The organism is Novacetimonas hansenii (assembly GCF_014843995.1).
GTDB lineage: Bacteria > Pseudomonadota > Alphaproteobacteria > Acetobacterales > Acetobacteraceae > Novacetimonas > Novacetimonas hansenii.
The window spans coordinates 2398316-2423135 of sequence record NZ_CP062147.1 but is presented as its reverse complement, the minus strand read 5'-3'; the positions used below and the strand labels follow the sequence as shown (position 1 = coordinate 2423135).

Here is a 24820-nt window from a genome sequence, read left to right as displayed (position 1 = left end):
CATACGCCCGTTTTCGTATCGAAGGTCAGCATATCGTGGCATATTACGCATCCTTGGCAGGGGAGCGTTTTACGTTCCCCTCCCTCAAGCAGGTTCTGGCCCATGCCTCGCCTTATCGCAGTGGCGATGAACTGGCCGGGGTTGCCGCCCCAGATCCCGTGCGTCGCGCCGCCGCGTGCGAGGCGCTGGCCAATATCCCGCTTGCGGCATTCCTGAACGAGGTTCCGGTTGCCTATGAAGCGGACGAGGTCACGCGCCTGATTATTGATACCCATGATATGCGCGCCTTTGCCCCTGTATCGCACATGACCGTGGGGGAACTGCGTGACTGGCTTTTGTGTCATGAAACCGACGGCGCGTGCCTGTCCGCCCTCGCCCCGGGACTGACGCCCGAAATGGTGGCGGGTGTCAGCAAGCTGATGCGTAATCAGGACCTTGTCGCGGTGGCGCGCAAGATCACTGTGAAAAGCGCATTTCGCAATACGCAGGGCCTGCCCGGACGCATGGGGTCGCGCCTGCAGCCCAATCATCCTGTGGACAGTCTGCCGGGAATTGCGGCGGCGATGCTTGATGGGCTGCTGCTTGGCGCGGGGGATGCGGTTGTGGGGATCAACCCGGCATCCGACAACATGGCCACCGCCCACGACGTCCTGTGCATGATCGAGGATGTACGCCTTCGTCATGCCATCCCGATGCAGCACTGCCTGCTGACGCATGTGACCAATACACTGCAATTGATGGAACGTGGGACACCGGTTGACCTGGTGTTCCAGTCCATCGCCGGCACACAGGATGCGAATGCAGGTTTCGGGGTTTCGCTGTCCCTGCTGGAGGAGGCCCGCCTTGCCAGTTGTGCGCTGGGACGTGGCACGGTTGGCACGGACACCATGTATTTCGAAACGGGACAGGGGGCGGCGCTGTCGGCCGATGCCCATCATGGAATGGACCAGCAGACGGCAGAGGTCCGTGCCTATGCCGTTGCGCGTGCGTTTTCACCCTTGCTGGTCAATACCGTTGTCGGGTTCATCGGCCCGGAATATCTTTATGATGGCAAGCAGATTATCCGCGCGGGGCTGGAGGATCATTTCTGTGGCAAGCTGATGGGCCTGCCGATGGGCTGTGACGTCTGTTACACCAACCATGCGGAAGCAGATCAGGATGATATGGACAACCTGATGATGCTCCTGTGTACGGCAGGCGTGAATTTCCTTATCGCCGTCCCCGGCAGTGACGATATCATGCTTAATTACCAGAGCCTGTCCTATCATGATATCCAGACCTTACGCTCTGTCTTTGGTGTGCGTGCTGCGCCAGAGTTCGAAGACTGGCTCCGTATCCGTGGCCTGATCGACGGGCGGGGACGGATGCGTCTCAATTCCCCTGCCATGTTTGCCGATATGTTTTCCAATATGTATCCGGGCGGCGATGCCCGTTTGGGGAGGCATGGCGATGAGTAAGGCGCCTGTCGTGTCATGGGATATCCTGAGGGCGCAGACATCGGCGCGGATCGGGCTGGCACGCACGGGGGATACGATGTCAGGCGCGCATGTGCGGCAGTTCAGGCATGCGCACCTGCGTGCGCGGCATGCCGTGTCCATGGTGATGGAGGCATCGCGCCTCGGGCTCGACCGGCCATGGATGGAGGTCGAAAGCGCGGCGCGTGACCGTGATGAATTCGTCCGTCGTCCCGACCTGGGGCGGCAGCTCTGCACCGACAGCCGGGCACGCCTTGTGCGGGCGGGACATGATTGCGCGGTCTATGGTCCTGATGCCTATGGTCCCGGGCGCTCCTATGACATCGTGTTTGTGATTGCTGACGGATTGTCGGCCCGCGCGGCAGAACGACAGGCGGCGGGGGTGCTGTCCGGGGTTTTGCCGCTTCTGACGGGGTGGCGTATCGCACCTCTGGTGGTTGCCCATCGTGCCCGTGTGGCGTTGGGCGATGAAATCGCCACCTGCCTGAACGCGCGCAGCGTGGTCATGATGATTGGCGAACGCCCCGGCCTTGAATGTGCCGAAAGCCTGAGCCTGTACATGACATGGAACCCGCATCCCGGTATGCGTGATTCCGCACGCAACTGCATTTCCAATATCCATGGACAGGGGGGACAGTCGCCGGTGACGGCGGCAAACCGCCTGGCATGGCTGCTGAAGAATGCGCGCCAATGCGGGTATAGCGGTATCAACCTCAAGGATGAAACCTGCCTGATCGAAGGGGGCGTCTCTCACGCATTATCAGGTAAAGGCTGAGGGTGGAGGCCTGATAAGGCGTCTTTCGAAGCTTTTTGGAAAAAGCTTCACCAAAAACCTTTATCATTTCATGATCTTATCTTGAACCAACCCGATCAGGTGGAGAGGCGCGACGTATCATGGCGGGCATGGTCCCTGTTGCGCGATGGCGGTGCGTGCGCGAAGGTGCAGAAGACGACACTCAGCACAAGAAAGATGACGGCACCTGCCTCCATCACGGTGGGCCATCGTCCCGTCCACAGGCAGCCATAGAGCAGCGCGAACAGGGTTTCTCCTACCGCCATCTGCCCACTGAGCGTCATGGGAAGGAGGCGGCAGGTGCGATTCCAGAAAATCCCGCCCAGCAGTGATGACACCAGCGCGATACCTGTGCCAAGCGCAATGAACCACACCCATTGAGATGGCGTATGCGATGCCGCGCCATGGCAGGCGAACGGGATGAGGAACAGCGCCTCGGCCCCTGTGGCAACCCCGGTCAGCAGGCCCCATTCCTCCGCACTGGTATCAGGAAGCCGCCTGAGCCAGCGTGCATTCGAAATGGCAAAGATGCTCCATGATGCCAGTCCGCCGACAGCACATATGAAACCTGTAAGGTGGGCGGTGTCGAAACCTGCCTGCGTGTCAGGTGCATACAGGGCCTGTACGGCGGTCAGGCTGATCCCCATCAGCATCAGCAGCATGGATGGCACAAGTCGGCGCAGGTCCAGCCCATCGCCTTCACGCGTGCCCAGCACCCCGACAATTACCGGCAGGAAACCTGTGACGATGGAGGTGATGTTGATACCGCAGAGCCCGACCGCTGTTGCGATCAGGATGTAATAGCCAAGATTGCCAGTCAGTCCCAGCCACAGCAGGGCGGGGCGTCCCCCACGCGGGATGCGCGCGGCAAGGCGACCCGCGCGTGGCAGCAGCAGCGCCACGGAAAAGACCCCGTACATAACGTAGCGTACCGTTGCCAGTTGCAGCGCCGTGAAATCCGGCATCATGGCCGGTGCGACGAACACCAGGCCCCAGCAGGCCCCGGCGGCCACGCCATTGCCCAGGCCAGCCAGCAGGGAAGAAGGAGACCCGGCGCGTAAACTGTTCATGTCCGTCCTGTTTCAGGTGTCTGTGGTCAGTATGGAATAGTGCAGGCGACATGGAAATGCCACGGCCATGCATCATGTTATGGCGGCGGTTGGGCTTCTGACGCTGATGGGTGCATGGACGGGTTTCGGCCTTGCCTCCACGCCGGTGAAAGGCGATGAAAGTTTGTCCTCAGATGCTCTCTTTACAGGAATAAGATGCCATCCCGATCGGAGCCCATATATATTTCCTCCTCCAGGTCGGGGACGGAGGATGCCTTCCCTTTGGGCGCTCCTGATAAAGTGGAAGGACAGGCGACCGGGGGCATCCCGCCGCAGGGGGAAGCATGCCTGCGTGCTGGGGTCAGGGCGGCCCTGCTGGCACTTGGGCAGGGAGTACTCGATGCCAATGCGGATATCCGTGACGCGGTTGGGGCGGATGATCCCATATTGTCGCGCCTGTTTGACGAACTGCTTCGGGTGGTTTGTCGCCTTGCATTCCTTGCGGGGATGGAGGCGCGTGGCCTGCTGCATCATGTAGAGGGGGATGCAGGGCGTTATTTTTCATACTGGCTGGCGCGGGCCTGCGCACCGGACGGGGCGACGGATGACAGGGTTTGGGAAAGCCTGCGCCGTGTCCTTGCCGCAATGGATGTTGGTGATCCTGAGCGCGGGATTCCGGCATTGGGGGCGTGGGTGGATCCGGTGGGGATGCCTATGCTGATGTCCGCACGGATTGGGGATCAGGCATGCCTGTGTGCAATTCGTCACCTCGGCTTTATTGGCGGCGAAGCGCATGCATCGCTTCGGGTTGACTGGTGCCGTGTTGGCAGCGGGGATCTTGCGACCGTGTATGAAAGCCTGCTGGAAATACGGCCCGGTAGTGTCGGCGGTCTATTCACGCTTGATGATGCCGGGCGCGGTAACGATCGCCGGACATCGGGAAGTTACTATACACCTGACAGCCTTGTTCAATCCCTGCTCGACAGTACGCTCGATCCCGTCATGGACCGGGCCGAGGCGTCCGGCGGGGCGGCGGCCCTGCTTGCGCTGCGGGTGATTGACCCGGCCTGTGGTGGGGGGCACTTCCTGCTTGCTGCCGCACGGCGCATGGCCATGCGTATCGTGCGCCACCATGCCCCGAAGGGGGGAGAATATCGCACCATCCTGCGTGATGTGGTGGCGCGTTGTATATATGGGGTCGATTGCAATCCCATGGCGGTGGAACTGACGCGCATGGCATTATGGATCGAAACGGGCATCCCCGGACGTCCTTTGTGCTTTCTGGCGGCGAATATCCTGTGTGGGAATGCGTTGCTTGGCGTGGCTGATGTGGCGGTGCTCCAGCAGGGGGTGCCAGATACGGCCTATCGTGTAATGGGCAATGATGATCCCGCCATCGTCCGTCGTTGCCTGCAGCGCAACCAGCGCGCAAAGGCTGAATTGCCCCCACCAGACGTTCTGCCGCTTCATGCCCCTTTTGTGGCGGGCCTGTCCGGCCTGCGGGAAATGGCGGAGGATACGGTGCATGAAATCGCGCGAAAGCAGCAGCTTTTCGAGGACTGGTGGTCTTTCGTGTCCTGTTCCGCCCTTGGCCGGGCCTGTGACATGTATGTCGCGGCGTTCATGCTGCCCCGCCCCGTGGGCAGCACCGCCGACATGGTGCCTACGACGGCGCAGATATGGACGCGGCTGTCGGGTGATCCTCCCCCCGCCGGGTATGAGGACGCGGCCATTCGCATTGCACGCGGGGCACGCGTATTGCACTGGTCACTGGCCTTTGCCGACATCATGGGGGGGCATGGGGGATTTGACGTCGTGATCGGCAACCCCCCGTGGGAGGTAATGCAACTGGAGGAGGAAGAGTATTTCGGGTCACGCTTGTCCGAGATATCCACCCTGAAGGGGGCGGCGCGCAAGGCTGCGATTTCAGCACTCAGCACAGTGCGACCCGACCTGTTCGCGCAGTTTGCCCATGCGCGGCGACATAGCGAGGCGATGGGTATTTTCGTACGTGCCAGCGGTCGCTTTCCCCTTGCCGGGCGGGGCAAGGGAAATACCTACGCGCTTTTTACCGAACTGTTCCTCTTTCTTGTACGGCGTGAGGGGCGGGCGGGGCTGGTGGTACCGACCGGCATTGCGACCGATGCCACGACTGCGCCACTGCTGGGGCATCTGGTGGGGAAAAGGCGATTGGCGCGCCTGATGGATTTTGAAAATAGCGCACCGCTGTTTCCCGGGGTTCATCGCAGTTTTAAATTCTGCCTGTTGACGATTGGTAACGCGATTATGGAAACGGAATTCGCCTGTTGCCTGACCGATACGCAACAGTGCCACGACATGCGGCGCTGCTTTTCCCTGTCGGCAGAAGAAATCGCGCGGATCAATCCCAATACGCGGACGATGCCTGTTTTCCGTTCACGCATGGATGCCGCCTTGACCACCGCGATTTATGCCCATGTCCCCGTTTTCGTGCATGAGTCCGATGGATCAGCCGGGAATCCATGGGGGGTAGAGTTCCGTCAGGGCCTGTTCAACATGACAAGTGACAGCCGCCTGTTCCGCACTGCGGCCCAGTTGGCGGGGGGAGGCTGGCGACGCAGGGGGGTGGACTGGGTCCATCCTGCCCCAAGGGCAAAGGATGCGGCGGAAGATGGACATGCAGGACGTTATGTCCCGCTGTACGAGGCCAAGATGGGGTATTTTTATGACCATAGGCATGCGGGTTACGGCGCGCGCAAAGGGGAGCGTGGCCATCGCGTCCTGCCGCAGACCGGGTTGCGTGAACATCGTAATCCTGCATTCGAGATCACGTCCCATTACTGGGTTCCGCAGGCAGAGGTCGTGCGCAAGGTCGGGAATATAGCCGATACACCGGTATTTTTCGGATTTCGCAACATCATGTCCCCCACGAACGGGCGCACCTTCATCTGTAATCTATTACCGCCATGGGGGGTGGGGAACAGCATGACCCTGCTGTCGCCCCGCATGGGATGGGCCGACCCGCGGGCAGCCTGTCTGGTTGCCAATTTGTCGTCGTTGCCATTTGATTTTGTCTGTCGGCAGAAAGCGGGGGGGGTTAACCTGAATTTCTTTATCGTACGACAGCTTCCCGTGCTGCCCCCTGATTTTTATGGTACGGATGATGTAGCATTCATTGCGTCGCGGGTGCTGGAACTGACCTATACCACCGAGACCATGGCCCTGTTCGCGCGGGGTATGGGGTATGGGGGGGCACCTTTTGCATGGGATGTGGCACGGCGCGCATTGCTTCGCGCGGAACTCGATGCATGGTACGCGCGCGCTTATGGCCTGGATCGCAGGCAACTGGAATATATTCTCGATCCCCACGATGTCATGGGGACCGATTATCCATCACAGACGTTCAGGGTACTGCGCAAGCACGAAATGGCCACCTATGGCGAATATCGTACCCGTCGCCTTGTGCTGGCGGCCTATGACCGGCTGGAATGTAAAAATTAAAAAGAATTGAACGACATTGATTATTTAACAGGGCGTCGGATTGGAGTTGAAATGGATATTATTCATAACTGATGAAAACATATTTATTTTTTCATTGAAATTCTATGGTTATTCATAATTCACGCAATGCCGTTACGTAAAAAATCCCAATCCGACAACCTGTCAGAGGCTGTTTGAAAAGTCAGGATTAATAACATCCTGAAATTATAAAGGTTTTTGGTGAAGATTTTTCTAAAAATCTTCAGAAGACATCACATTTTTCAAAAAAATCGGTAATTAAAAAATTCTGGATATTTTTAAAATTAAGTCGTGCTTTTGGAATTTTCAAAAACACTCGCCAGACATTTTTATTGTTTCTGCGGATTTCTGGTCCTGCCTTTTCAACCGATCCCGTTATTCAACGGATCGGTTGAAAAAAGGCATCCCGTAGATCAGGTTTCAGATGATCTGGTTTGTCATGACGCCACCGGTTTCGAGTGCTGCAAGATTCTTCATCAGGATATCGACGACATTGCGTTCATAAAACTGGGTCTCCCCCGCCGTATGCCCGGTCATTACCAGATTGGGGCGCGACCAGAGTGCGGAAGACGATGGCAAGGGTTCCTCGTCATAGGTGTCAAGTGCCGCACCGGCGATCCTGCCCGCATCAAGCGCCTCGATCAGGGCTGTTTCCTCCACCACCGGGCCGCGCGCCACGTTCACCAGGCAGGCATCGTGTTTCATCGCGCCAAATGCAGCGGCGTTGATGAGGTGGCGCGTCTGCGCGGTGAGCGGGCATGTCAGGATGACGTAATCCGCCACCTTCAGGCCGGAATGCAGGTCATCCATGGCGATCTGCTCCACCCCCACGACGTCGAGGGGACGTGCGCTGTGGCGTGCGCCACTGACCTTCATGCCCAGTGCAAGGCACAGGCGCGCGACACGATCGCCGATCGTGCCCATGCCAACGATCAGTACATGCTTTTCCGACAGTTCCTGAAGGCGTGGGCGCGGATCAGTGCCTGTCGTTGACCAGTGGCGGAGTTTCTGGTTGTCGCGTGCTTCGTAAAGGCGTCGCGCAAGGTTGAGCATCAGGGCCAGCGCATGTTCTGCAACCGCATTGGCGTTGACGCCACGGGCGTTGCACAGTCGGATACCGCGTTTCTTCAGGCGGTCCAGGTCGAACTGATCCACGCCGGAACTGATGGACTGGATCAGGCGCAGCCGGGGCGCCATGTCCAGCAACTCGTTCCGCCAGAGCATGGAAGTCACAAGCACTTCGGCTTGGGGAATGATCGCCTTGAGGTCATCCAGGGTGGACACCTGCGTACAGGCCGGTGCGCCGGGCCGCTTTTCCAGTTCCTGGCGAATATCGTAATATGCGTGCGCCGCGTAGATGTGCTGTATCTTGTCCTGGGGCATGGCGTGTTGACAGATTCCACGATTGGGATGGGTGTCAGCGCATATATGGTCAGGTTCAGGCCGCCAGCACCCCTCCGGGAAAGGGATGTATACATTATGATGCTATAATGACGGGCCGTCTTGTTCAATACAGAAACCGGCAGGGGGCGATGCCGGTGCTATGCAGAAGCAGAATAACAAACGTATTTTTATAAGGTATTGATAAAAATAAACATTTTTATGTCGCCTTTTGAAGGGCGACATCTTTGCGAAGTTTTTTTAAGAAGTTTTCCCCGTGAGACACGGGACCATAGCATTATCGGGTCGGATGATGCTGTTCATGTCTCAGAGATTGTTTGAAAACAGATCATTGATAAAAAAACAGGAAAAGTTTCTGGGTGCCGCCTTTTTTCAGGGCGTGTTGGGAATTATCGTGAATTGATGATAGCGGCTGTGAGATAGATCATGGCAGCAAAGGATTTATCTGTCTTCTCGCTCCGCATTGCGATGCGCTTGAACTCCTTGAGCTTGCAGAAGAAGTTCTCGATGAGATGGCGCGCTTTGAACAGGGCTCCATCGAACGTGCGCCTGTCGAGGCGGTTCTTGCGCTGGGGAATGACTACACAGGCCCCTTGCGCATGTAGGGCGTCCACGATCCAGTGGACATCAAACGCCTTGTCGGCAAGAAGCGCCTTGAAATCCGCCGGTTCCAGAAGGGGCGCAACCCCGACCGTGTCGTAATGCTGGCCGGGGATCAGCGTGAAGCGGACCAGATTGCCCAGGACGTCGGTCATGGCGATGATCTTGGTCGACCATCCCGTCACACTGCGTCCTATCGCCTGGCTTCGGGTCCCCCTTTTGCGCCCTGGCCGTGGCGATGAACCCGAACCACCGTGCCGTCAATCATCGCATATTCCATGTCGGCATCGTCAGAGACGGCCTCAAAAATTTTCTGGAAAACTCCGGCTTTCGTCCAGTCGCTGTAGCGCGAGTAAACCGAGTTCCAATGCCCGAAATATGTCGGAAGGTCCCGCCATGGGCTGCCCGTCCGCGCAATCCATAAGACCGCCTCGATAAAGAGGCGGTTATCCTTCCCGCTGCGCCCGCGATCCGTTTTCTTGCCAAGGCACAGCGGTTCCATCTTCGCCCATTGGGCATCCGTCAGTATGAAGCGATCCATAGGATCTTTGAAACACATCTGGATCCTTTAGAAAACTTAATTCCAAACAGGCCCCAGAAAGGCGGCGTCTTGTGAAGCTTTTTGGGAAAAGCTTTACCAAAAACCTTTATGATCTCATGATGTTATCACGACCGACTTTTCAGACAGTCTTTCAGTGCTTGTGGTTCTGGTAAAACTGTCCAAAGCGGTTTTCGAGGAATTGCGACAGGGCGATGTCTTCTTGCAGGATCAGCCCGGATGCGGGGATGCGCCCTTCGGCCAGCAGGTCAAGCACCGTGCAGATTGCACCGGCCGTCGTGATCTGGATGCCGGTACGTGCGCGACCGTTGACGGTTGTGCCATGAATGGCACGTACAAACGTCTCCTGCGTCAGGCGGCCGTCACGTTGCCCAGAAACCGTCACAAGAATGATGATGACGTCCTGCATCGTGACCGGCAGGGCATGTTCAAAGATCGACTTGATGACATCGCGCCGTTCAGACAGGCGCAGGTCATTAAGCAGCACCTTCATGATTGCGGCATGCCCCGGATAGCGGATGGTGCGATAGTTCAGTTCCCGCACGCGCCCATCATATGTATCGCACAGCGACCCAAGCCCGCCGGAGGTATTGAATGCCTCGTACTTCACGCCGTCGATCGTCAGGCTTTCCAGCCCATCCAGCGCGGGCACTAGGCGGCGCTTTCCGCTGACGATGGCTTCGCAGGGTTCGATATATTCATTGATGACGCCATCCGTACTCCATGTCAGGTTATAACCCAACGCATTGGTGGAATATTCCGGCAGCGCGCCGACACGCAACTGAATCGTATCCACACTGTCGAACCGGCGTGCGATGTCATGGGCCACGATGGAGACAAAGCCCGGGGCAAGGCCGCATTGCGGGATAAAGGCCACCGATGGTGCCTTGGCCGACAGTTCGCGCACGATCTTTGTGCTTGCAACATCTTCCGTCAGGTCAAGATAGTTGACCCCGGCCGCTGCGGCTGCACTGGCGATGCGGGTTGTCAGATGGAAAGGGGCGGCGGAAAGCACCGCGAAGCAGCCTTGCAGCAGGTCGGGCAGTACATCCCCGCTTTCAAGGTCGGCGGTGACGCGACGCACAGAGTCCGGGACGTTGGCGGTATTAAGCGTGTGTTGGTCACGATCGGTCAGGGTGACGGTGTAATCGCCCGTACTGGCGAGGAAATCGGCAATGGTGGACCCGATGTTTCCGGCCCCGATGACAAGTATTTTCCGCATGACCATCCTCTGCATGTTCCATGGCATATGACCCTTGGATCAGACCGCGCCCCACTGTCGGCAACAAGCCGAGGATAGACGGCAGATGGCACTTTTATTTCGGCGTTATGCTGCTAATTATCGGCATTATGCATATCGACGCCACTGATCGCCTCATCCTCTCCCTGCTGGAGGAAAATGCCCGCATGCCGACGGCCGAACTGGCCCGGCGTGCAGGGCTGTCGCGCACGACCGTGCAAAGCCGGATCGAACGGCTGGAACGTGGTGGTGCAATTGCCGGGTATGCGGTGGTGATGGGGGCGGCTGCGCGTGATGCGATCCGGGCACATGTCATGATTACGCTGGCGCCACGGCATGTTTCCTCGGTCGAAGATGCGTTACGCCGCTTTCCCGAAATCCGTGAACTGCATGCCGTCAGCGGACAGATCGACATGATTGCGGTTGTTGGCGCACAGACGACGGAGGCCATCAATGATGCGATTGACCGGATTGGCATGCTCGAAGGGGTGGACCGTACGACATCCGCCATTGTGCTGTCCACGCGTGTGGTAAGGCAGGGGGCGGTTGCCGCCACGCCACCACGTCAGAAGATACGTTAAGAGATTGTTTGAAAACAAATCATTGATAAAAAAGAAAAGTTTTTGGGTGCCGCCTTTTTTCAAAAAGGCGGCGTCTTCTGAAGTTTTTTAGAAGACGCTTCACAAAAAAACTTTATGATTTCAGTATGTTAAAAAGACAGACTTTTCAAACAGTTTCTAAGGGATGTCTGAAGATAACCTGTTGATGAAAATGAATTTCCGGGCCTGATTTTTCCCCTGCCCATCAGGGCAGGGGCATGATTTTGGCGATTTTCATCACAGGGGAGGAAGGGGTAAGCCATCCCCCCTGAAACCCTGCACGCTGCAATCCTGCGCGAATATAGGGATTATGCTTCATGACATTCCATACCAGCCCGGAGCGCCAGTTTTCAATCATGAGCAGGATCGGTCCCTGATCGATTCCAAGATATTCATTGTCAGACCAGAATGACGTTCCGTTGCGAAAGCTGGGATTGAACGCATCGACAAAACCGTATCTGCCGTAAATCCGGCTGCCATAACGTGATTTCATGTCCCTGACCGTTGGCAGGACGATTTCCGGTGCGAAGGCGATCGACCCAACGGCAGCGGTTGGTGCAATGGTGCCATCATCTTGCGTATAATCCCGTCCCGCCCCACGTGCGGAATAGGACAGGAAATGCCGGTCCTGTCCATCCATCCGCTGTGTGACCTCGCCAGGTCCGTCACAGGCGGTCAGCCCCCATGTCGTCGCGCTGTAATCGCGCCATTTCCCAGGGTTCGCAATGGCATAGGCACGTTGCGCATATACGGCGCGGCGGCTGTTTTCGAAATAATCAATCTGCTTTTCGTGTGCCCATTTATCCTGGATGCCGCGGAAATCAATCCATGCGTGACTGTATTGATGGCCAAATAACGGTGCGAAATTCAGGAAGGTCTGCCCATAATAATCCCCCCACCGACGGTTATTGGTCGCAAGCCATGCCTGCCACGATATCGGGTCCAGTGCATGTGTTGGGGACCCAAGCCCAAGGATATAGGCCATCATCCCTTCGCTATAGCCTTCCCAGTAACTGGCGATGAACTGGTGTTCGGGACTCCATCCCATGCTGAGGCGGTTATCCGGGCGCCGCATCCATTGCCAGTTGACACGCCTGTAAAGCTGGTCGGCCATGTCGCGTATGTCGTGCTCCGGCTGGGTCTCCCTGTCGTAGAAGGACTGAGCGAACAAGACGCCCTGCATCAGCAGGGCCGTATCAATGCTTGATAGCTCGATATCACGGTTCAGGCGTAGTCCATTGTTTTTCCTGAGGAAGTGATAATAAAAACCCTTATAGCCGGTCGCACCGTCTTCGCTGTCATTCTGTTCGCTGTGCAACAGGTAATGCAAGGTGGCGCGTGTCCGTTCTGCGGCCTGTTCACGGGTGATATATCCACGCGTCGCGCCAATGCCGTAGGCGGTCAATCCGAATCCGATTGAAGCGACGCTGGCCTGTGTCTGATCCGAAGGATAACGATCTGGAATCAGTCCCGAAGCCGGGTCCGCCGACTCCCAGAACCATTGGAATGTCCGATGTTCAAGATCGTCTATCAGGATGGTGTCTGCGGCACCGGGATCAGGTGTGGTCGCCGGTAAGGGGGCCGGGGGCTGCGTGATGTTCATGCCCTGCCGATCAAGGGCATGGGCCGGCGGGGGGGGAGATGAGGCACAACACAGGAGAATTGATACAAAGGCGGTAATATGCCGCCCACCCATTTTCCGACAATGCAACGTCTTGGCTCCTGAGCGCTACCCGTCGGCATTTATGAATTGAGGGGGGGATAAATTGCAATCCCGTTATGGTTCCTTTCTCGGGCTGTTACAAAACATAAAAAATCATGCACGCATATTGGGATCAGGTGTGGTGTTGGGCGGCCCGGCTTCATCTGCCGATGGATGCACCAGTGGCAGGATGCCGGTGCGCAACGGCAGTGGCGTGCCCAGCCACAGGCTGTCACGATCATGATCGTGGCGCGGATAGGTCGTATTGGGATGGATCAGGATCGTCAGCCCGTTGCGATTCAGCATAAGCCAGGGCACGAAGGTTGCGAATAACGACGTTTCAAATGCAACCTGAAACATATTTGCGGAATGTGGCCCCACAGGGGTCTGGTGCATATGGCCGACCCGAACGGAAAAACGGGCCGACAGCGCGTCCCGCAGGGCGACGGCGCCAGGCATTGTCTCGGCAGAAAAATAGATGTGCGCGTGATAGCTTGCAATTTCATCAATATGCCGTACGGCGGCGGCCGGAAAGTCCATTGCCGGGGTGTCCATTGTCAGTCTTTCCTTCACATAAGAGAGGGTGTCACCCGTATCATACAGGTTTTACCGTGATATCGCAGGTACAGGGGATGAAGTGGTATCGCCACCATCGTTGATGACATGATGTTGCACCCCAAGGTGTGCGGGCAGATTTCTGATGATGGAGGGCCTGATGGGCATCGATCCGTGCCTTTATATGGACGTAAGGCCATGGTTGCCTGCGCAAGGGGAATGGGCAAGATGTCGTGATGATGTCGGGCAACCGACCCCTGAAGGACTAAGGAGGACATGCCATGAGGCATCGTTGTATTCGGCTTGCGGTTCCATTGGCATTCTCCCTTGTGGGGGCAGGGATCATGGCGTCTCCGGCTGATGCGGCCCATGTGCCGTATATTCAGTTGGCACAGTGGAGTGGGGCGCAACAACAGCAGATGCAGCAGATGCAGGAACAGTTCCGCCAGCAGCGCGAACAGTTGCGACAGCAGCATGAGCAGCAACGCCAACAGATGGAACAACAGCGCCAGCAGATGGAAGAGCAGTACCGTCAGCAACAGGACCAGTTGCGCCAGCAGGCCGAGCAGATGCGCGGACAGCCAAATGCCGGATTCCAATTACAGAAGCGTCAGCAACAGATTGAAATGCAGCGCCAGCAGCAGATGCAACAGATGCAGCAACAATACCAGCAGCAGGAAATGCAGTTACGTCAGCAGGCGCAGCAGATGCGTCAGCAACAGATGCAGCAGATGCAACAGATGGGGGGAGCAGGCTGGAATGGCCAACAGTGGAACAACGGCCAGGACTGGGGCAACTGGTAAACCGATGGCGTCAGATCTGCATGAATGAGGTTATGGAAGATTTGGGTGAACCTTGTCCCAAAATCTTCGGGTCATGCCACCCGTAGCAGGTCGTCTGAAAATTTGTATCGATTTCCTGCTGGAATGCCGGGAGATTGTTTGAAAACAACTCATTGATAAATAATAAGAAAAGTTTTTGGGTGCCGCCTTTTTTCAAAAAGGCGGCGTCTTCTGAAGGTTTTTGGAAAAAGCTTCACCAGAAACCTTTATGATTTCAGTATGTTATCTGGTCTGACTTTTCAAACAGTTCCTTAAATAAAGGGAGGCACCCTTTATGGCACTTGTTATCCCATGAAACTGCAATGGCTGTCTTTTGGGGAATATAGCAAAAGGAAAACCGTCATCCGTCACATGCGCGGCATGTAATGAATGACGGTTCCATTTCACCCTGGGAAATGCTCAGGGTGTGTTCTGCGGACCGGCTGGGCGCAGCTTCGCGACCTGTGCCGCAGTGACGGCAGGGTCGCCGCTCCCGAAGGTTTTCATGACGTAATTGACCACATGCGCGATTTCGGTATCGCTAAGGCGCTGGACATCCGAACTGGCGCCAAAACCCGGCATATGCGTATGCAACCCATCTGCCGTCCGGTCCACGCCCTGCAGGACTGTCATGATCAGGTTATCGGGGCGCCCGGCCCCTGTGACCGAGTTATGGAACAAAGACGGGGCATAATGATCGGCCGTGCCCGCCCCGTTCATGCCATGGCATGCGGCACAGTTCGCGTCATAGACATGCTGTCCGTCCATTTCCGTCAGGTCGTCGATGCGCGTCAGATTGCCGCTGCGTATATCTGCCTCTTCCACAGGGTGACCAAAATTCTGGCGGGGTTTCTGTTCGACGCTGTCTTCTTTGGCCGGTACCTGCAAGATATAGGCGGCAAGTGCATGCAGGTCCGCATCCGTCAGGTGGCTCGTGCTGTGTTCGACCGCTTCACCCATCGGGCCTGCAGCCTGGCTGAGGCCCGCGACATGGCCGGTATGAAGATACTGAACAAGGCTGTCCTCGCTCCATCCACCGATACCGCTTGTCTTGCTTGATGTGATATTGGGGGCATACCACCCCGCCAGCGGCGCACCGGCAAGGTAGTTGTCCTGCTCTTCGCTCATCATCATGTTGCGCGGTGTATGGCAGGTGCCGCAATGTTCAAGCGCGGTTGCCAGATACTTGCCACGCCGCATCTTGTCGAACGTTGCGGAATCGCCACTTTCCGGCGGGACGGTGCCTGCCACCATATTCCATGCACTCATGGCGATACGCAGGTTGGCCGGAAAGTTAAGCGACGTGGTGGGCGGGCTTTCCGCCACCGGTTTTACACTGTGCATGAACCATGCATACAGCGCCTTGACGTCCTCGTCCGTTATCCCGGAATACGATACGTAAGGCATTGCGGGATAAAGGTGGCTGCCATCACGGCGCAGGCCATGGCGCAGACTTTTTTCAAAGTCTTCTTCGGTATATTTTCCAATCCCGTGGTCGGGGTCGGGCGTGATGTTGGTGGAGATGACATCGCCCATCGGCGTTGCGATCTTCAGCCCCCCGGCAAAGGGCTTCCCACCCGGAGCGGTATGACAGGCCACGCAGTCGGCGGCCGTGGCCAGGTATTCCCCACGGGCGAGGACAGCCGCCGATGTATCCTGCGCCCGGGCGGCGGGGAACGACAGCGAAGCAAGGGTCGTCCCTGCCGCCATGATGGACCACAGGGCTTTGCGCACGATATCAGGCATGGGAGAGTTCTTTTTTCAGCGTATCGGCGACACGCAGGGCAAGGGCAGCCACCGTCAGGGTAATATTGCCGGTTCCAACCGAAGAGAAGACCGACGAACTCGCCATGAACAGGTTCTCATGGTCATGTGTGCGGCAAAAGCCGTCCACTACGGAATCCTTCGGGTCCGTGCCCATGATGGTACTGCCGGCGGGGTGGTCCTGCGGGAAATATCCCGGTGTCCATTGTTCGTCCGTGCCATGCATCAGGCCGATCAGCTCACGGAACATGCCGCGCGTATGTTCGCAGCTTTTTACCGTGTATTCGGGAAGCTTGTAATAGACTTCCGGGTGCGGAATACCCAGTACGTCCTTGTGCGTCTGGCTCAGTGTCAGGCGGTTCTGCGGGTCTGCAATCCCTTCATTATGGCTGAAGAGCCGGACGGTATGGGACGCGAGATAGCGTATCTGCTCCTCCAGTTCGCGTCCGACATACCCCTTGGAAATCGCCAGCGCCGTCGCCAGATCCACCTGGTTGTCATCGACCATGTGAACAAGGTAGGCACCACGGGTGTCACGCCATGCACCATCGCGGAAATTGTCGATGACGTTTGTTTCCAATGGCCCGCGCCCAGGCCATAGCGCCTTGTCCCCACTGATGAAACTGACCTGCACGCCGGTATGGTCCATCATGTTGCGACCGACATGGCCCGAACTGTTGGCGATGCCGTCGGGGCTTTGCTCGTCCGCGGAAACCAGCAGCAGCTTTGCCGTTTCGATGCAATGGGCCGCAATGACGAAATACTTGCCCGTCACGCGGTGGCTGCCCTTGTCGGGGTCATAATAATGGACCGCCGTCACGCGCTTGTTCGCGCTGTCGCGCTCAATCCGGTAGACCACGGCGTTGGGGATGAACTTCGCGCCCGCCGCCTCGGCATGATAAACTGAATAGCTGCCATTATACATTGCCCCGATGGGGCAGATCGGCATGCAGTTATTATGCCCCTCGCAGGTGGGACGGTTGTCATAGGGACGCGTGTTGCGTGCCTGCGGTTCATGCACGACGCGCCAGGGGGTCTTCTCGCTGATCAGCTTGCGGAACTGTTGCGCGGCATAGGAGATCGGCAGCGCTTCCATAGGGTATGGTTGCTGGCGTGGGGAACCGAGGTCTTCCACCGACGGGTCGGGACCACAGACGCCCATCATGACCTCGGCCTGGTAATAGAACGGCTCAAGGTCTTCGTATTTCAGCGCCCAGTCACGTCCCTGCCCATAGCGGCTTTTCAGTTCGAAATCAGACGGCAGGTAACGCCATGCGCAGCCGGCCCAGTGCCATGTGGTCCCCCCCATCATGCGCAGGTACACCTGCTGGTACGCTTCGGCATCGGGGCCGGTCGTATGCAGGTATTCGTTGGGGGTGATCTGGTTGGGGGGATGGATCGCCCACGGTACCGATGGGAATGGCCCCTGATAGGAGGGCTTGTTTTCGAGGTTGCGGAAATTTTCCACGAAATGCTGGCGGTCCACCCTGGGGCCAGCCTCCAGCACGATGACGGAAATACCGGCCCGGGCCAGTTCGTTGGCGATGGAACTGCCCGCGACGCCGGACCCGACGATCACGACATCCGCAGAAAGGGTTTGTTCGGAAGACATTGCGCGACGCTCCGGCTGTCAGGTGGGTTCCACGACGAATGTCGAGGGCGAAAGGGCTGGCTCGCCGGTTGGAACGGCCACTTCCGGTGGGGTCTGGGTCCAGTAGAACGGGCCACCCGCCGCATAGGTCTTGGGATAGACGGCGTCCTTGGTGATGTCGAACATCAGGGCGGAGCGGTAGACGACGACCTTGTGATCCGCAAGGCCGCGGTACCACCCCGTCATGATGTCATGGATGACGTCCTTGAAACCCGGGTCAGCCTGTTCGGCGGCCTTTGCCAGGTCATGCGCGCTGGCAAAGCTGTTTTTGGTCATCAGGTCATGCAGGCGGCTGACCTGGTCGCGGCGCGTGGGCGTGGCATGAACGATTCCCGCGAACAGGGCATGGCCAATTCGCATGTCGAGGGTGTCACGATCCGTCAGGCGTTGTGACACGGCCATGAATGCCGCGATGTCGGCATCATCGGATGTGGCGGCCGCAGCCCCGGTGGCGCCAGCCAGTGCGGCCCCCATCCCACCCATCAGGACATCACGGCGCGACATGCGCAAAAGCCGGTTCAGTCGCGCACCGTTGGGGGTGGAAAGATGTAGGTCAGCAGGAAAACAGCGCTGCTCTGTAGCCATTTAGCGTCGCCTCTCGAAGACGTTTGGTCCAACCGCGATGTCCATGACAGGGTATGGCCGTAACGATGCAATAATGTCCGCATCATTACAGCTTTTTCATTTATTCCGGCAACCTCTGACCTACTCACCTATGGAATGGCTGCCGCGCGAACAGGTGGTATATTCCATATGGATTTCATAAAATCCGCATATTACAGCCAAAAAACAGGGGAATTTCCTCCCTGTTCCTCAATCGTGATGAACAGATTTTCGGCTTGTGGGTAAAGATGATCCGGCGGCAAGAAAAGATGTATTTTTATTCCGGGTTTTTACGGGCTGTTATGGGTGGGAAAGCCCGTATTTACGTATCAGGAGATGTCGGCCATCAGCGAAACATGCGCGGCGATGACTTTCCACCCGTCGGGTGTACGAAGCCAGGTCTGGCTCTGGCGGCCTATGCGGGTTCCCCCGATACGCTGGAATTCAAGGTCAACCGTCGCCACATCCTGCCCCAGTGTGGTGATGACGCGTCGCAGGACCGTGCGTGGCGGCGACCCACCGGTACGGGCTCGGCGGAAGGCTGCGATCTCTGCCGCGCCATAAAGGTTTTCGCCCACGCCATATCGTACCGTTTCCGGACCGTCATAAAACAGGCCATCAAGGGTTTCGATACGGTTATCGGCCAATGCCTGTTCATACAGGTCTGACATGGCGGTGACTTCCGCGAGGGTGGCGGGATTGTTCAGTTCCGGCATAGGAAGCTCCTCGGTCTGCGCGCATCGTGTCGTAATATGTGCTTTGGCGGTCTGTGGCTGGGTGCGGGGCATGATGTTTCAGGATTGCAAAGGCACCGGCCCCGAACCTGACCCCGACGCGTCCGCATGGGGGGCAGTATTGCGTACTCTATCGCGGGATTGGAAATATTGCGCCACCATAACCAATCCGAAGCCGATCGCGGCAAATCCTGCCGACAGGATCGGCAGGCCGCCATATGATCCGTGCATTCCCACCAGAATTCCCCCCGCCCATGCGCCTATGGCATTGCCGAAATTGAACGAGCTCTGGTTCATCACTGCGGCAATGTTGGGGGCAGATCCAGAACAGGCCACCACATAGGATTGCAACGGCGCCATGGGGGCATAGATACACACGCCCCACAGGAACAGCAGGACGAGGCAGCTCCATACATGCAGGCTGCCTGGTGCAAGCAGGATCTGGATAATGGCCACCGCGCCCATCAGGCCCGCGCAGGATGGAAGCATCTTCCAGTCCGCCAGCCGCCCGCCCAACAGGTTCCCAAGACACAGGCCCGCGCCAATCATCAGCAGGACGCCATCAATCACATGTTCCGTCAGGCCCGTCCGGATGTGCAGGAATGGCGAGATATAGGTGAACAGCGTGAACATGCTGGCGGATGTGCACATGGAAACCAGCATCATTGTGACGACCAGCGGGCGCGTCATGGCGCGAAACTGTTCATACAGGCGTATGGTGGGGCCAGCCTTTCCGTCCTGTGGAATCCATAGCCATATGGTGCCCCAGGCGGCAGCACCCACACAGCAGATCAGCCAGAATGCGATACGCCATGACGTCATCTGTGCCACAACCGTGCCAAGCGGGACGCCCAGGATCATCGCCAGCGTCAGCCCGATATAGACGAGGGACAGGGCCTCGGCGCGTTTTTCTGGCGGAACGAGCTTGCCCGCCATGATGGACGCTGCGCCATAGAACGTGCCGTGGGAAAATGATGTCAGAACCCGTGCGATCATCAGCGACCAGTATCCCGGCGCCACTGCGCTGCAGGCGTTTCCCGCGATGAAGATCGCCATCGTCAGCAACAGCGTATCCCGACGCGACAGGCTGTTGGTCATGATTGCGACCAGGGGGGAGGCAATGGTCACGCCGATCGCATATCCCGACACAAGCATTCCGGCCTGTGCGATGGTAACGCCCAACCCATCGGAAAGTTGGGGCAACAGGCCCATGACGATTGTTTCGGTGGTCCCAAGCCCAAACGCCCCGATCGCAAGGGCCAGCAGTGCAACAGGCAAGAACGTCATCCTTTTTGCGCAGGTCATGCAGGCGGACGGCATCCGCCATGTCATTGGGTTTTTCATACCGCCTGTGGCTGCGCCAGTGCTGGCATGGGGCGTCTGATCTTCGTGATTTACTATTGATATCTGGCAGGAAAACTGAAACGTCTTCAGGAAACCCTGTCCGTCCGCTAGAGATTTGTAATATTCTGAATAATAAAAGCTTTTTGTGAATCCCGTTCCGGGAAAAACATCAATGGCGTCGTCTTTCCTGAAACAGGGGCCGCAGGTAAAACGTTTGCCCCCACTGCAACCGTGGGGGCTTCGGCATGAAATTGTGCCTGGCGGTTTGTAAGGCCGGTGACGTCATGCACTGCATAAAATACATGCATTGCACGGGCATTATATTGGCGGGTCCGTCGGGATGGGTATGTATGTTGATTCCCGCAGTCCCCCTGCGAAGTCATGGAAGCGGATTTTCAAAAGGCTGCTGATACCTGTAAACGTATCACGGCCTGCCAGGTGCGGGCGGGCGCAGTAAGTGGCGGGCCGTGGGGCCATGACAGCAGGGGGCGGTATCGATGCGTGTTTTTACATTTTATGGGTGGTATGGGCATGTCACCTGAGATGGTGCATCTGTTGCTTGAACTTCTGTCTGGCGTGGTCGTGGGGTTTACACTCGGGCTGATCGGGGGGGGCGGGTCGATCCTTGCCGTGCCGCTGATGGTATATGTCGTGGGTGTGCCCAATGCACATGTGGCAATCGGCACCAGCGCCGTCAGCGTGGCAGCGAATGCGCTGGCCGGGTTGGGGTACCATGCACGGGCACGTACGGTTAAATGGCGGTGCGCGGGCATCTTTGCCTCATGCGGGATCCTTGGCGCGCTTGTCGGTGCATCGGCGGGCAAGGCAGTGGATGGGCAGAAACTTCTGCTGTGTTTTGCGGTCCTGATGATTGGTGTCGGGTTCCTGATGTTGCGTGGGCGGCATGATCGGGGGTGCGCCGATGCGCAGTGTAATCGCGACAACGCACCGCGTGTCATGGCCTTTGGTGGGGTGACGGGGCTGCTGTCGGGATTTTTCGGTATTGGAGGTGGGTTTCTGATCGTACCCGGCCTGATCGCATCGACACATATGCCCATACTCAACGCCGTGGGCACGTCACTGGTGGCGGTGGCGGCATTCGGCCTCAGTACCGCCATCAGCTACATGATGTCGGGATATGTTGACTGGGGGCTTGCGGTGTTGTTCATCGCGGGGGGAACGCTCGGCAGTTATGGTGGCATGCGGGTGTCGCGCCGTATGGCGGGGTCATCCGGGATGCTGACCGTTTTTTTCGCCGGGGTGATTTTCTGTGTGGCGACGTACATGATCTGGCGTAGCCTGCATGGCTGACCATGGTGTGTCACACCATCTGCCCCATTAATGCAGACCCCCATGACACGCGCATGGGCCTGATGCCCGCTCCTATCGAACGGCAGCCTGTTTCTTGCCTGTCGGATACGTACCCATGATATTGGGGGCAGGCCAGTATAATAGAGCAGGCTGTCAGACCGCAGCAGTCCCAGCACCCTCATTCCCCGCCGCTGGAAGGCAACATGGCGGATATTTGCCGCCTTCACGGTTCAGGCCGTGTTCAGCCCTGAGAGCGCCAGCGTAGGCCCTGTCGGCCAAGCATCCATGCCTGGGCCATGCCGTGTCGCAGGGAGGCCCGTTCCTCGTCGGCCAGTCCCTGCCGCCACAGCACGGTATAGAACACCACAAGTCCACCGGCCCCGATGGCGCCGCCCAGCAGGTGCGTAATGTTCGGTAATGCAAGGAGCATCGTGCCCACCCCGGCGATTGCCGTGGGAATGAGGTGGCGCAGCATCTGTGACAACCATGGATAAAGGCGGATACCCAGGCGTATGCGCACCACGCAGTCCATCACGCTACGGCTGGCCCAAGCAAAGGCGGCACCATCAACTCCGAACCAGTGCAGGAACAAAAGCAGCAGCGGGATATAGACCACCACCTCCACTACCGAGAGGATGGCGTTCATTTCCGCCCGTCCGATCCCATCAAGGAAACCGGCGGCCACCGCATCCATGCCAAAGACAAAGACCCCGATACTGAGGCATTTCATGATCAGTGTGCTGTGCAGCGCGAAATCCGGCCCGACCCACAGCGTCAGGATATCGTGACTGAAAAGGGAGCCGAGCAGGCAGAACGGAAACAGCAATCCCACCACTGTCAGGATGCTGTTGCGATAAAGTGCGACCGTTGCGGTGGTATCGGTGCGCCAGCATGCGGCCATTGCAGGATAGGCCGTGCTGGTCACTGCCATGGTGATCATCGACAGGCGTGCGACCACGTCAAAGGCGGTGGTGTAATATGCCGTGACCGCAGCGGACAGGACGGTGGCGATCATAAAGCGGTCCATATAGGACAGGATGGGAAACATCAGGTTGGAAATGGTCATCCACCCGCCAATCCGAAACAATGGGCGCAGCAGGCCGAACGCCGGACGTGCGCGGCGCAGGGATGGCATGATACGCAGGCAGACCGCACCATATCCCACAGTCATCGCCAGGCGGCACAGCGCCAGTACCAGCATAACGCCCACCAGGCTGTTCCAGACCTGTAATACAAGCAGCGGGCCAAGATAATACATGATGGAAATTGGGATATTGATCAGGTTGGCCGTGCGGAATGCCTGATACGCCGACATAACGCCCCACATGGCGGCGTTGATCATCACCAGTGGCGCGGTGCCACACAGCACCCACATCGCAATCATGGTCTGGTGTTGCAGGTCGGCTGGAATCTTCAACCCGTGATAGACCCAGAACCGCACGCACAATGCTGCGATCCCGCCCCCGATCACCCCGAAAAGGCCAAGTGTCAGGATGCCCGTTAACGTCAGGCTGGCGCTTTCTTCTTCTTCCCCGTCCGCGATACGTTCTGCGATGGCGCGTGTCAACGCGCGGCCCAGCCCGAAATCAAAAATACCGAATGTCCCGACAAGGCTGAGCGCAATGGTCAGCACCCCCCATCGCGCCAGCCCCAGCCGGGTAATCAGCGGCGGTGTCACCAGCAGGGCGACGGCAACCGGCCCGATACGGCCAAGCATGTTCCAGCCTGCATTGAATAATACTGTCTGCATTCGGGTCAGGCGTGCATGGTCCGTGGGTGTCATTGAAATATGATCCTGCCCGTTCTGCGATACTGATGCATCAGGTGATGGTGACGTCCGCCATGGCATGGCAGCCGCGATCGGCTGACCTGGCGGGAAGAGGGGAGGGCGTGGCGCGGAAATCTTCCCGCTATCAGGGGGAGGACGGCCGGAAGGCCTCTTCTGGTGTGGCGGGTAAAGGAAAATCTGCGACCAGGGGGATGGCAGGGCTGGTCTCTTCCACCGCCCGCACTGTGGTGGGGGACGGCAGCGCATATCCGTCGGGATGGATCAGGCGCCAGCGGAATGCGGTTTCAACAATGTCATCAAGTGCGGCGATACGTGGCGTCCACCCTGTTTCACGACGCAGGCGTTCCGATCCCGCGATCAGGGTGGCAGGATCGCCCTGCCGTCGCCCTGACCATGACCAGTTCACCGTGCGCCCTGTGACGCGTTCGACCGCACGTATGACGTCAAGGTTTGAAAATCCTGTTGTATTGCCAACGTTATATGTAACGCTGCGGGTCTCGATCTGCTCCAGTGCCATAAGATGTGCATGGGCAAGGTCGGTGACGTGAATATAATCACGCACGCATGTCCCGTCTGCCGTTGGATAATCCGCGCCAAAGATCGACAGGTCGGGGCGACGGCCCAGCGCCGTATCAATCGCCAGCGGGATCAGGTGGGTTTCGGGCCGGTGGTCTTCGCCTGCGCGCCCCATCGGGTCAGACCCCGCCGCATTGAAATAGCGCAGGCATGCACTGTGCATTCCATAAATCGTTTCGGCCCAGTGCAGGACACGTTCAATCAGGAACTTGCTTTCCCCATAAGGGGAGCCGGGATTGACCGTGGCATGTTCCATGATCGGCTGCTGTTCAGGGGTGCCAAACAGGGCTGCTGTGGATGAAAAGACGAAACGTGGAATGGCATGATGGATGCACATTTCAATAAGTTGAAGGCTGTTGAGGTAGTTTTGGCGAAGGTAGGTAAAGGGAACACGCATGCTGTCCCCCACAAGGGACAGGGCGGCAAAGTGCAGGACACCATCGAAGCGTTCATGCGTCATAACCGTGTTAAGGAGCGCCTGATCCGACAGGTTGCCGACAACAAGTGTGACATCCGGCGGAACCGCGGCACGATGCCCTGTGCTGAGATTGTCAAAGACCACGACGGAATGGCCTGCATCGCGCAAGGCAAGGACAACATGGCTGCCAACGAAACCGGCGCCCCCTGTGACAAGGTAATGCATCGTATTTTCCCTGTGGTACTGCACTGCGATATGAACGGGTGTGGCAGGGACATGCCGGTGGGACCATGCCTCTGGCTGCTTTTCGCGAACGACAGGGCTGTGGCTACGGTTGC

Annotated in this window: 19 protein-coding genes; 6 read left to right on the top strand and 13 right to left on the bottom strand. The window is 57.8% G+C overall.

Features of this window, described 5'->3' with window-relative positions:
• The first annotated feature begins 35 nt into the window (after positions 1 to 35).
• Together IFJ82_RS10640 and eutC are read left to right on the top strand one after the other, a co-directional pair.
• Positions 36 to 1457 carry an ethanolamine ammonia-lyase subunit EutB gene (locus tag IFJ82_RS10640; protein ID WP_003619280.1) on the top strand — a complete coding sequence of 474 codons (1422 nt, stop codon included), beginning with the start codon at positions 36 to 38 and terminating at the stop codon, positions 1455 to 1457.
• On the top strand, positions 1450 to 2250 hold the full coding sequence (gene eutC, locus IFJ82_RS10635) for an ethanolamine ammonia-lyase subunit EutC (protein ID WP_192264504.1): 801 nt from the start codon (positions 1450 to 1452) through the stop codon (positions 2248 to 2250). The genes IFJ82_RS10640 and eutC overlap by 8 nt, the downstream gene beginning before the upstream one ends.
• Before the next feature lie 95 nt (positions 2251 to 2345).
• Here the strand turns inward: eutC and IFJ82_RS10630 are convergent, their stop codons facing one another.
• Entirely contained in the window at positions 2346 to 3338 is a 993-nt protein-coding gene (locus IFJ82_RS10630; protein ID WP_062809262.1) for a DMT family transporter, read from the bottom strand.
• 261 nt (positions 3339 to 3599) lie between these two features.
• Between IFJ82_RS10630 and IFJ82_RS10625 the strand changes: the two genes are divergently transcribed.
• Positions 3600 to 6797 (top strand): Eco57I restriction-modification methylase domain-containing protein, encoded by a 3198-nt coding sequence (locus IFJ82_RS10625; protein WP_192264502.1) that lies wholly within the window; start codon positions 3600 to 3602, stop codon positions 6795 to 6797.
• Between the two features lie 438 nt (positions 6798 to 7235).
• On the opposite strand, the gene IFJ82_RS10620 is transcribed toward IFJ82_RS10625, so the two are convergent.
• From IFJ82_RS10620 to IFJ82_RS10610, 3 genes are all read right to left on the bottom strand, one after another.
• Positions 7236 to 8198: a D-2-hydroxyacid dehydrogenase gene (locus tag IFJ82_RS10620; protein ID WP_192264500.1), complete on the bottom strand. Its 963-nt coding sequence runs from the start codon at positions 8196 to 8198 to the stop codon at positions 7236 to 7238.
• A 407-nt stretch (positions 8199 to 8605) separates the two neighbouring features.
• Positions 8606 to 9357 (bottom strand): IS5 family transposase gene (locus tag IFJ82_RS10615; protein WP_192264498.1). Its coding sequence is split into 2 segments (ribosomal slippage): positions 8606 to 9027 and positions 9027 to 9357, totalling 753 coding nucleotides; the frame shifts between segments, so codons are not numbered across the junction.
• Between the two features lie 151 nt (positions 9358 to 9508).
• Positions 9509 to 10597: a saccharopine dehydrogenase family protein gene (locus tag IFJ82_RS10610; protein ID WP_192264497.1), complete on the bottom strand. Its 1089-nt coding sequence runs from the start codon at positions 10595 to 10597 to the stop codon at positions 9509 to 9511.
• A gap of 128 nt (positions 10598 to 10725) precedes the next feature.
• Between IFJ82_RS10610 and IFJ82_RS10605 the strand changes: the two genes are divergently transcribed.
• Positions 10726 to 11196 (top strand): Lrp/AsnC family transcriptional regulator, encoded by a 471-nt coding sequence (locus IFJ82_RS10605; protein WP_048859198.1) that lies wholly within the window; start codon positions 10726 to 10728, stop codon positions 11194 to 11196.
• Between the two features lie 223 nt (positions 11197 to 11419).
• On the opposite strand, the gene IFJ82_RS10600 is transcribed toward IFJ82_RS10605, so the two are convergent.
• Both IFJ82_RS10600 and IFJ82_RS10595 read right to left on the bottom strand, forming a co-directional pair.
• Positions 11420 to 12817 (bottom strand): glucoamylase family protein, encoded by a 1398-nt coding sequence (locus IFJ82_RS10600; RefSeq protein WP_225578632.1) that lies wholly within the window; start codon positions 12815 to 12817, stop codon positions 11420 to 11422.
• Positions 12818 to 13030: 213 nt separating this feature from the next.
• Positions 13031 to 13471 carry a DOPA 4,5-dioxygenase family protein gene (locus IFJ82_RS10595; RefSeq protein ID WP_081254455.1) on the bottom strand — a complete coding sequence of 147 codons (441 nt, stop codon included), beginning with the start codon at positions 13469 to 13471 and terminating at the stop codon, positions 13031 to 13033.
• 281 nt (positions 13472 to 13752) lie between these two features.
• Here IFJ82_RS10595 and IFJ82_RS10590 point away from each other — a divergent pair, with 281 nt between their 5' ends.
• Complete coding sequence (locus IFJ82_RS10590) at positions 13753 to 14274, top strand: hypothetical protein (protein WP_192264495.1); 522 nt, start codon at positions 13753 to 13755, stop codon at positions 14272 to 14274.
• 438 nt (positions 14275 to 14712) lie between these two features.
• Here the strand turns inward: IFJ82_RS10590 and IFJ82_RS10585 are convergent, their stop codons facing one another.
• From IFJ82_RS10585 to IFJ82_RS10565, 5 genes are all read right to left on the bottom strand, one after another.
• On the bottom strand, positions 14713 to 16038 hold the full coding sequence (locus tag IFJ82_RS10585) for a cytochrome c (protein ID WP_192264493.1): 1326 nt from the start codon (positions 16036 to 16038) through the stop codon (positions 14713 to 14715).
• Positions 16031 to 17668, bottom strand: coding sequence for a GMC family oxidoreductase (locus tag IFJ82_RS10580; RefSeq protein WP_075595178.1), 1638 nt, complete (start codon positions 17666 to 17668; stop codon positions 16031 to 16033). Before IFJ82_RS10580 ends, IFJ82_RS10585 begins: the two co-directional genes overlap by 8 nt.
• A gap of 18 nt (positions 17669 to 17686) precedes the next feature.
• The gene (locus IFJ82_RS10575) at positions 17687 to 18292 is read right to left on the bottom strand and encodes a sorbitol dehydrogenase family protein (protein WP_062809256.1); all 606 of its coding nucleotides are present in this window, start codon (positions 18290 to 18292) and stop codon (positions 17687 to 17689) included.
• A gap of 347 nt (positions 18293 to 18639) precedes the next feature.
• Positions 18640 to 19026 carry an oxalurate catabolism protein HpxZ gene (hpxZ, locus tag IFJ82_RS10570; RefSeq protein WP_040511838.1) on the bottom strand — a complete coding sequence of 129 codons (387 nt, stop codon included), beginning with the start codon at positions 19024 to 19026 and terminating at the stop codon, positions 18640 to 18642.
• A gap of 78 nt (positions 19027 to 19104) precedes the next feature.
• Positions 19105 to 20331, bottom strand: coding sequence for an MFS transporter (locus IFJ82_RS10565; protein ID WP_225578631.1), 1227 nt, complete (start codon positions 20329 to 20331; stop codon positions 19105 to 19107).
• A gap of 588 nt (positions 20332 to 20919) precedes the next feature.
• Here IFJ82_RS10565 and IFJ82_RS10560 point away from each other — a divergent pair.
• Entirely contained in the window at positions 20920 to 21699 is a 780-nt protein-coding gene (locus IFJ82_RS10560; protein ID WP_075595199.1) for a sulfite exporter TauE/SafE family protein, read from the top strand.
• Between the two features lie 241 nt (positions 21700 to 21940).
• On the opposite strand, the gene IFJ82_RS10555 is transcribed toward IFJ82_RS10560, so the two are convergent.
• Complete coding sequence (locus IFJ82_RS10555) at positions 21941 to 23482, bottom strand: flippase (RefSeq protein ID WP_003619307.1); 1542 nt, start codon at positions 23480 to 23482, stop codon at positions 21941 to 21943.
• A gap of 130 nt (positions 23483 to 23612) precedes the next feature.
• Positions 23613 to 24707 carry a UDP-glucose 4-epimerase GalE gene (galE, locus tag IFJ82_RS10550; protein WP_062809252.1) on the bottom strand — a complete coding sequence of 365 codons (1095 nt, stop codon included), beginning with the start codon at positions 24705 to 24707 and terminating at the stop codon, positions 23613 to 23615.
• Positions 24708 to 24820 lie beyond the last annotated feature (113 nt).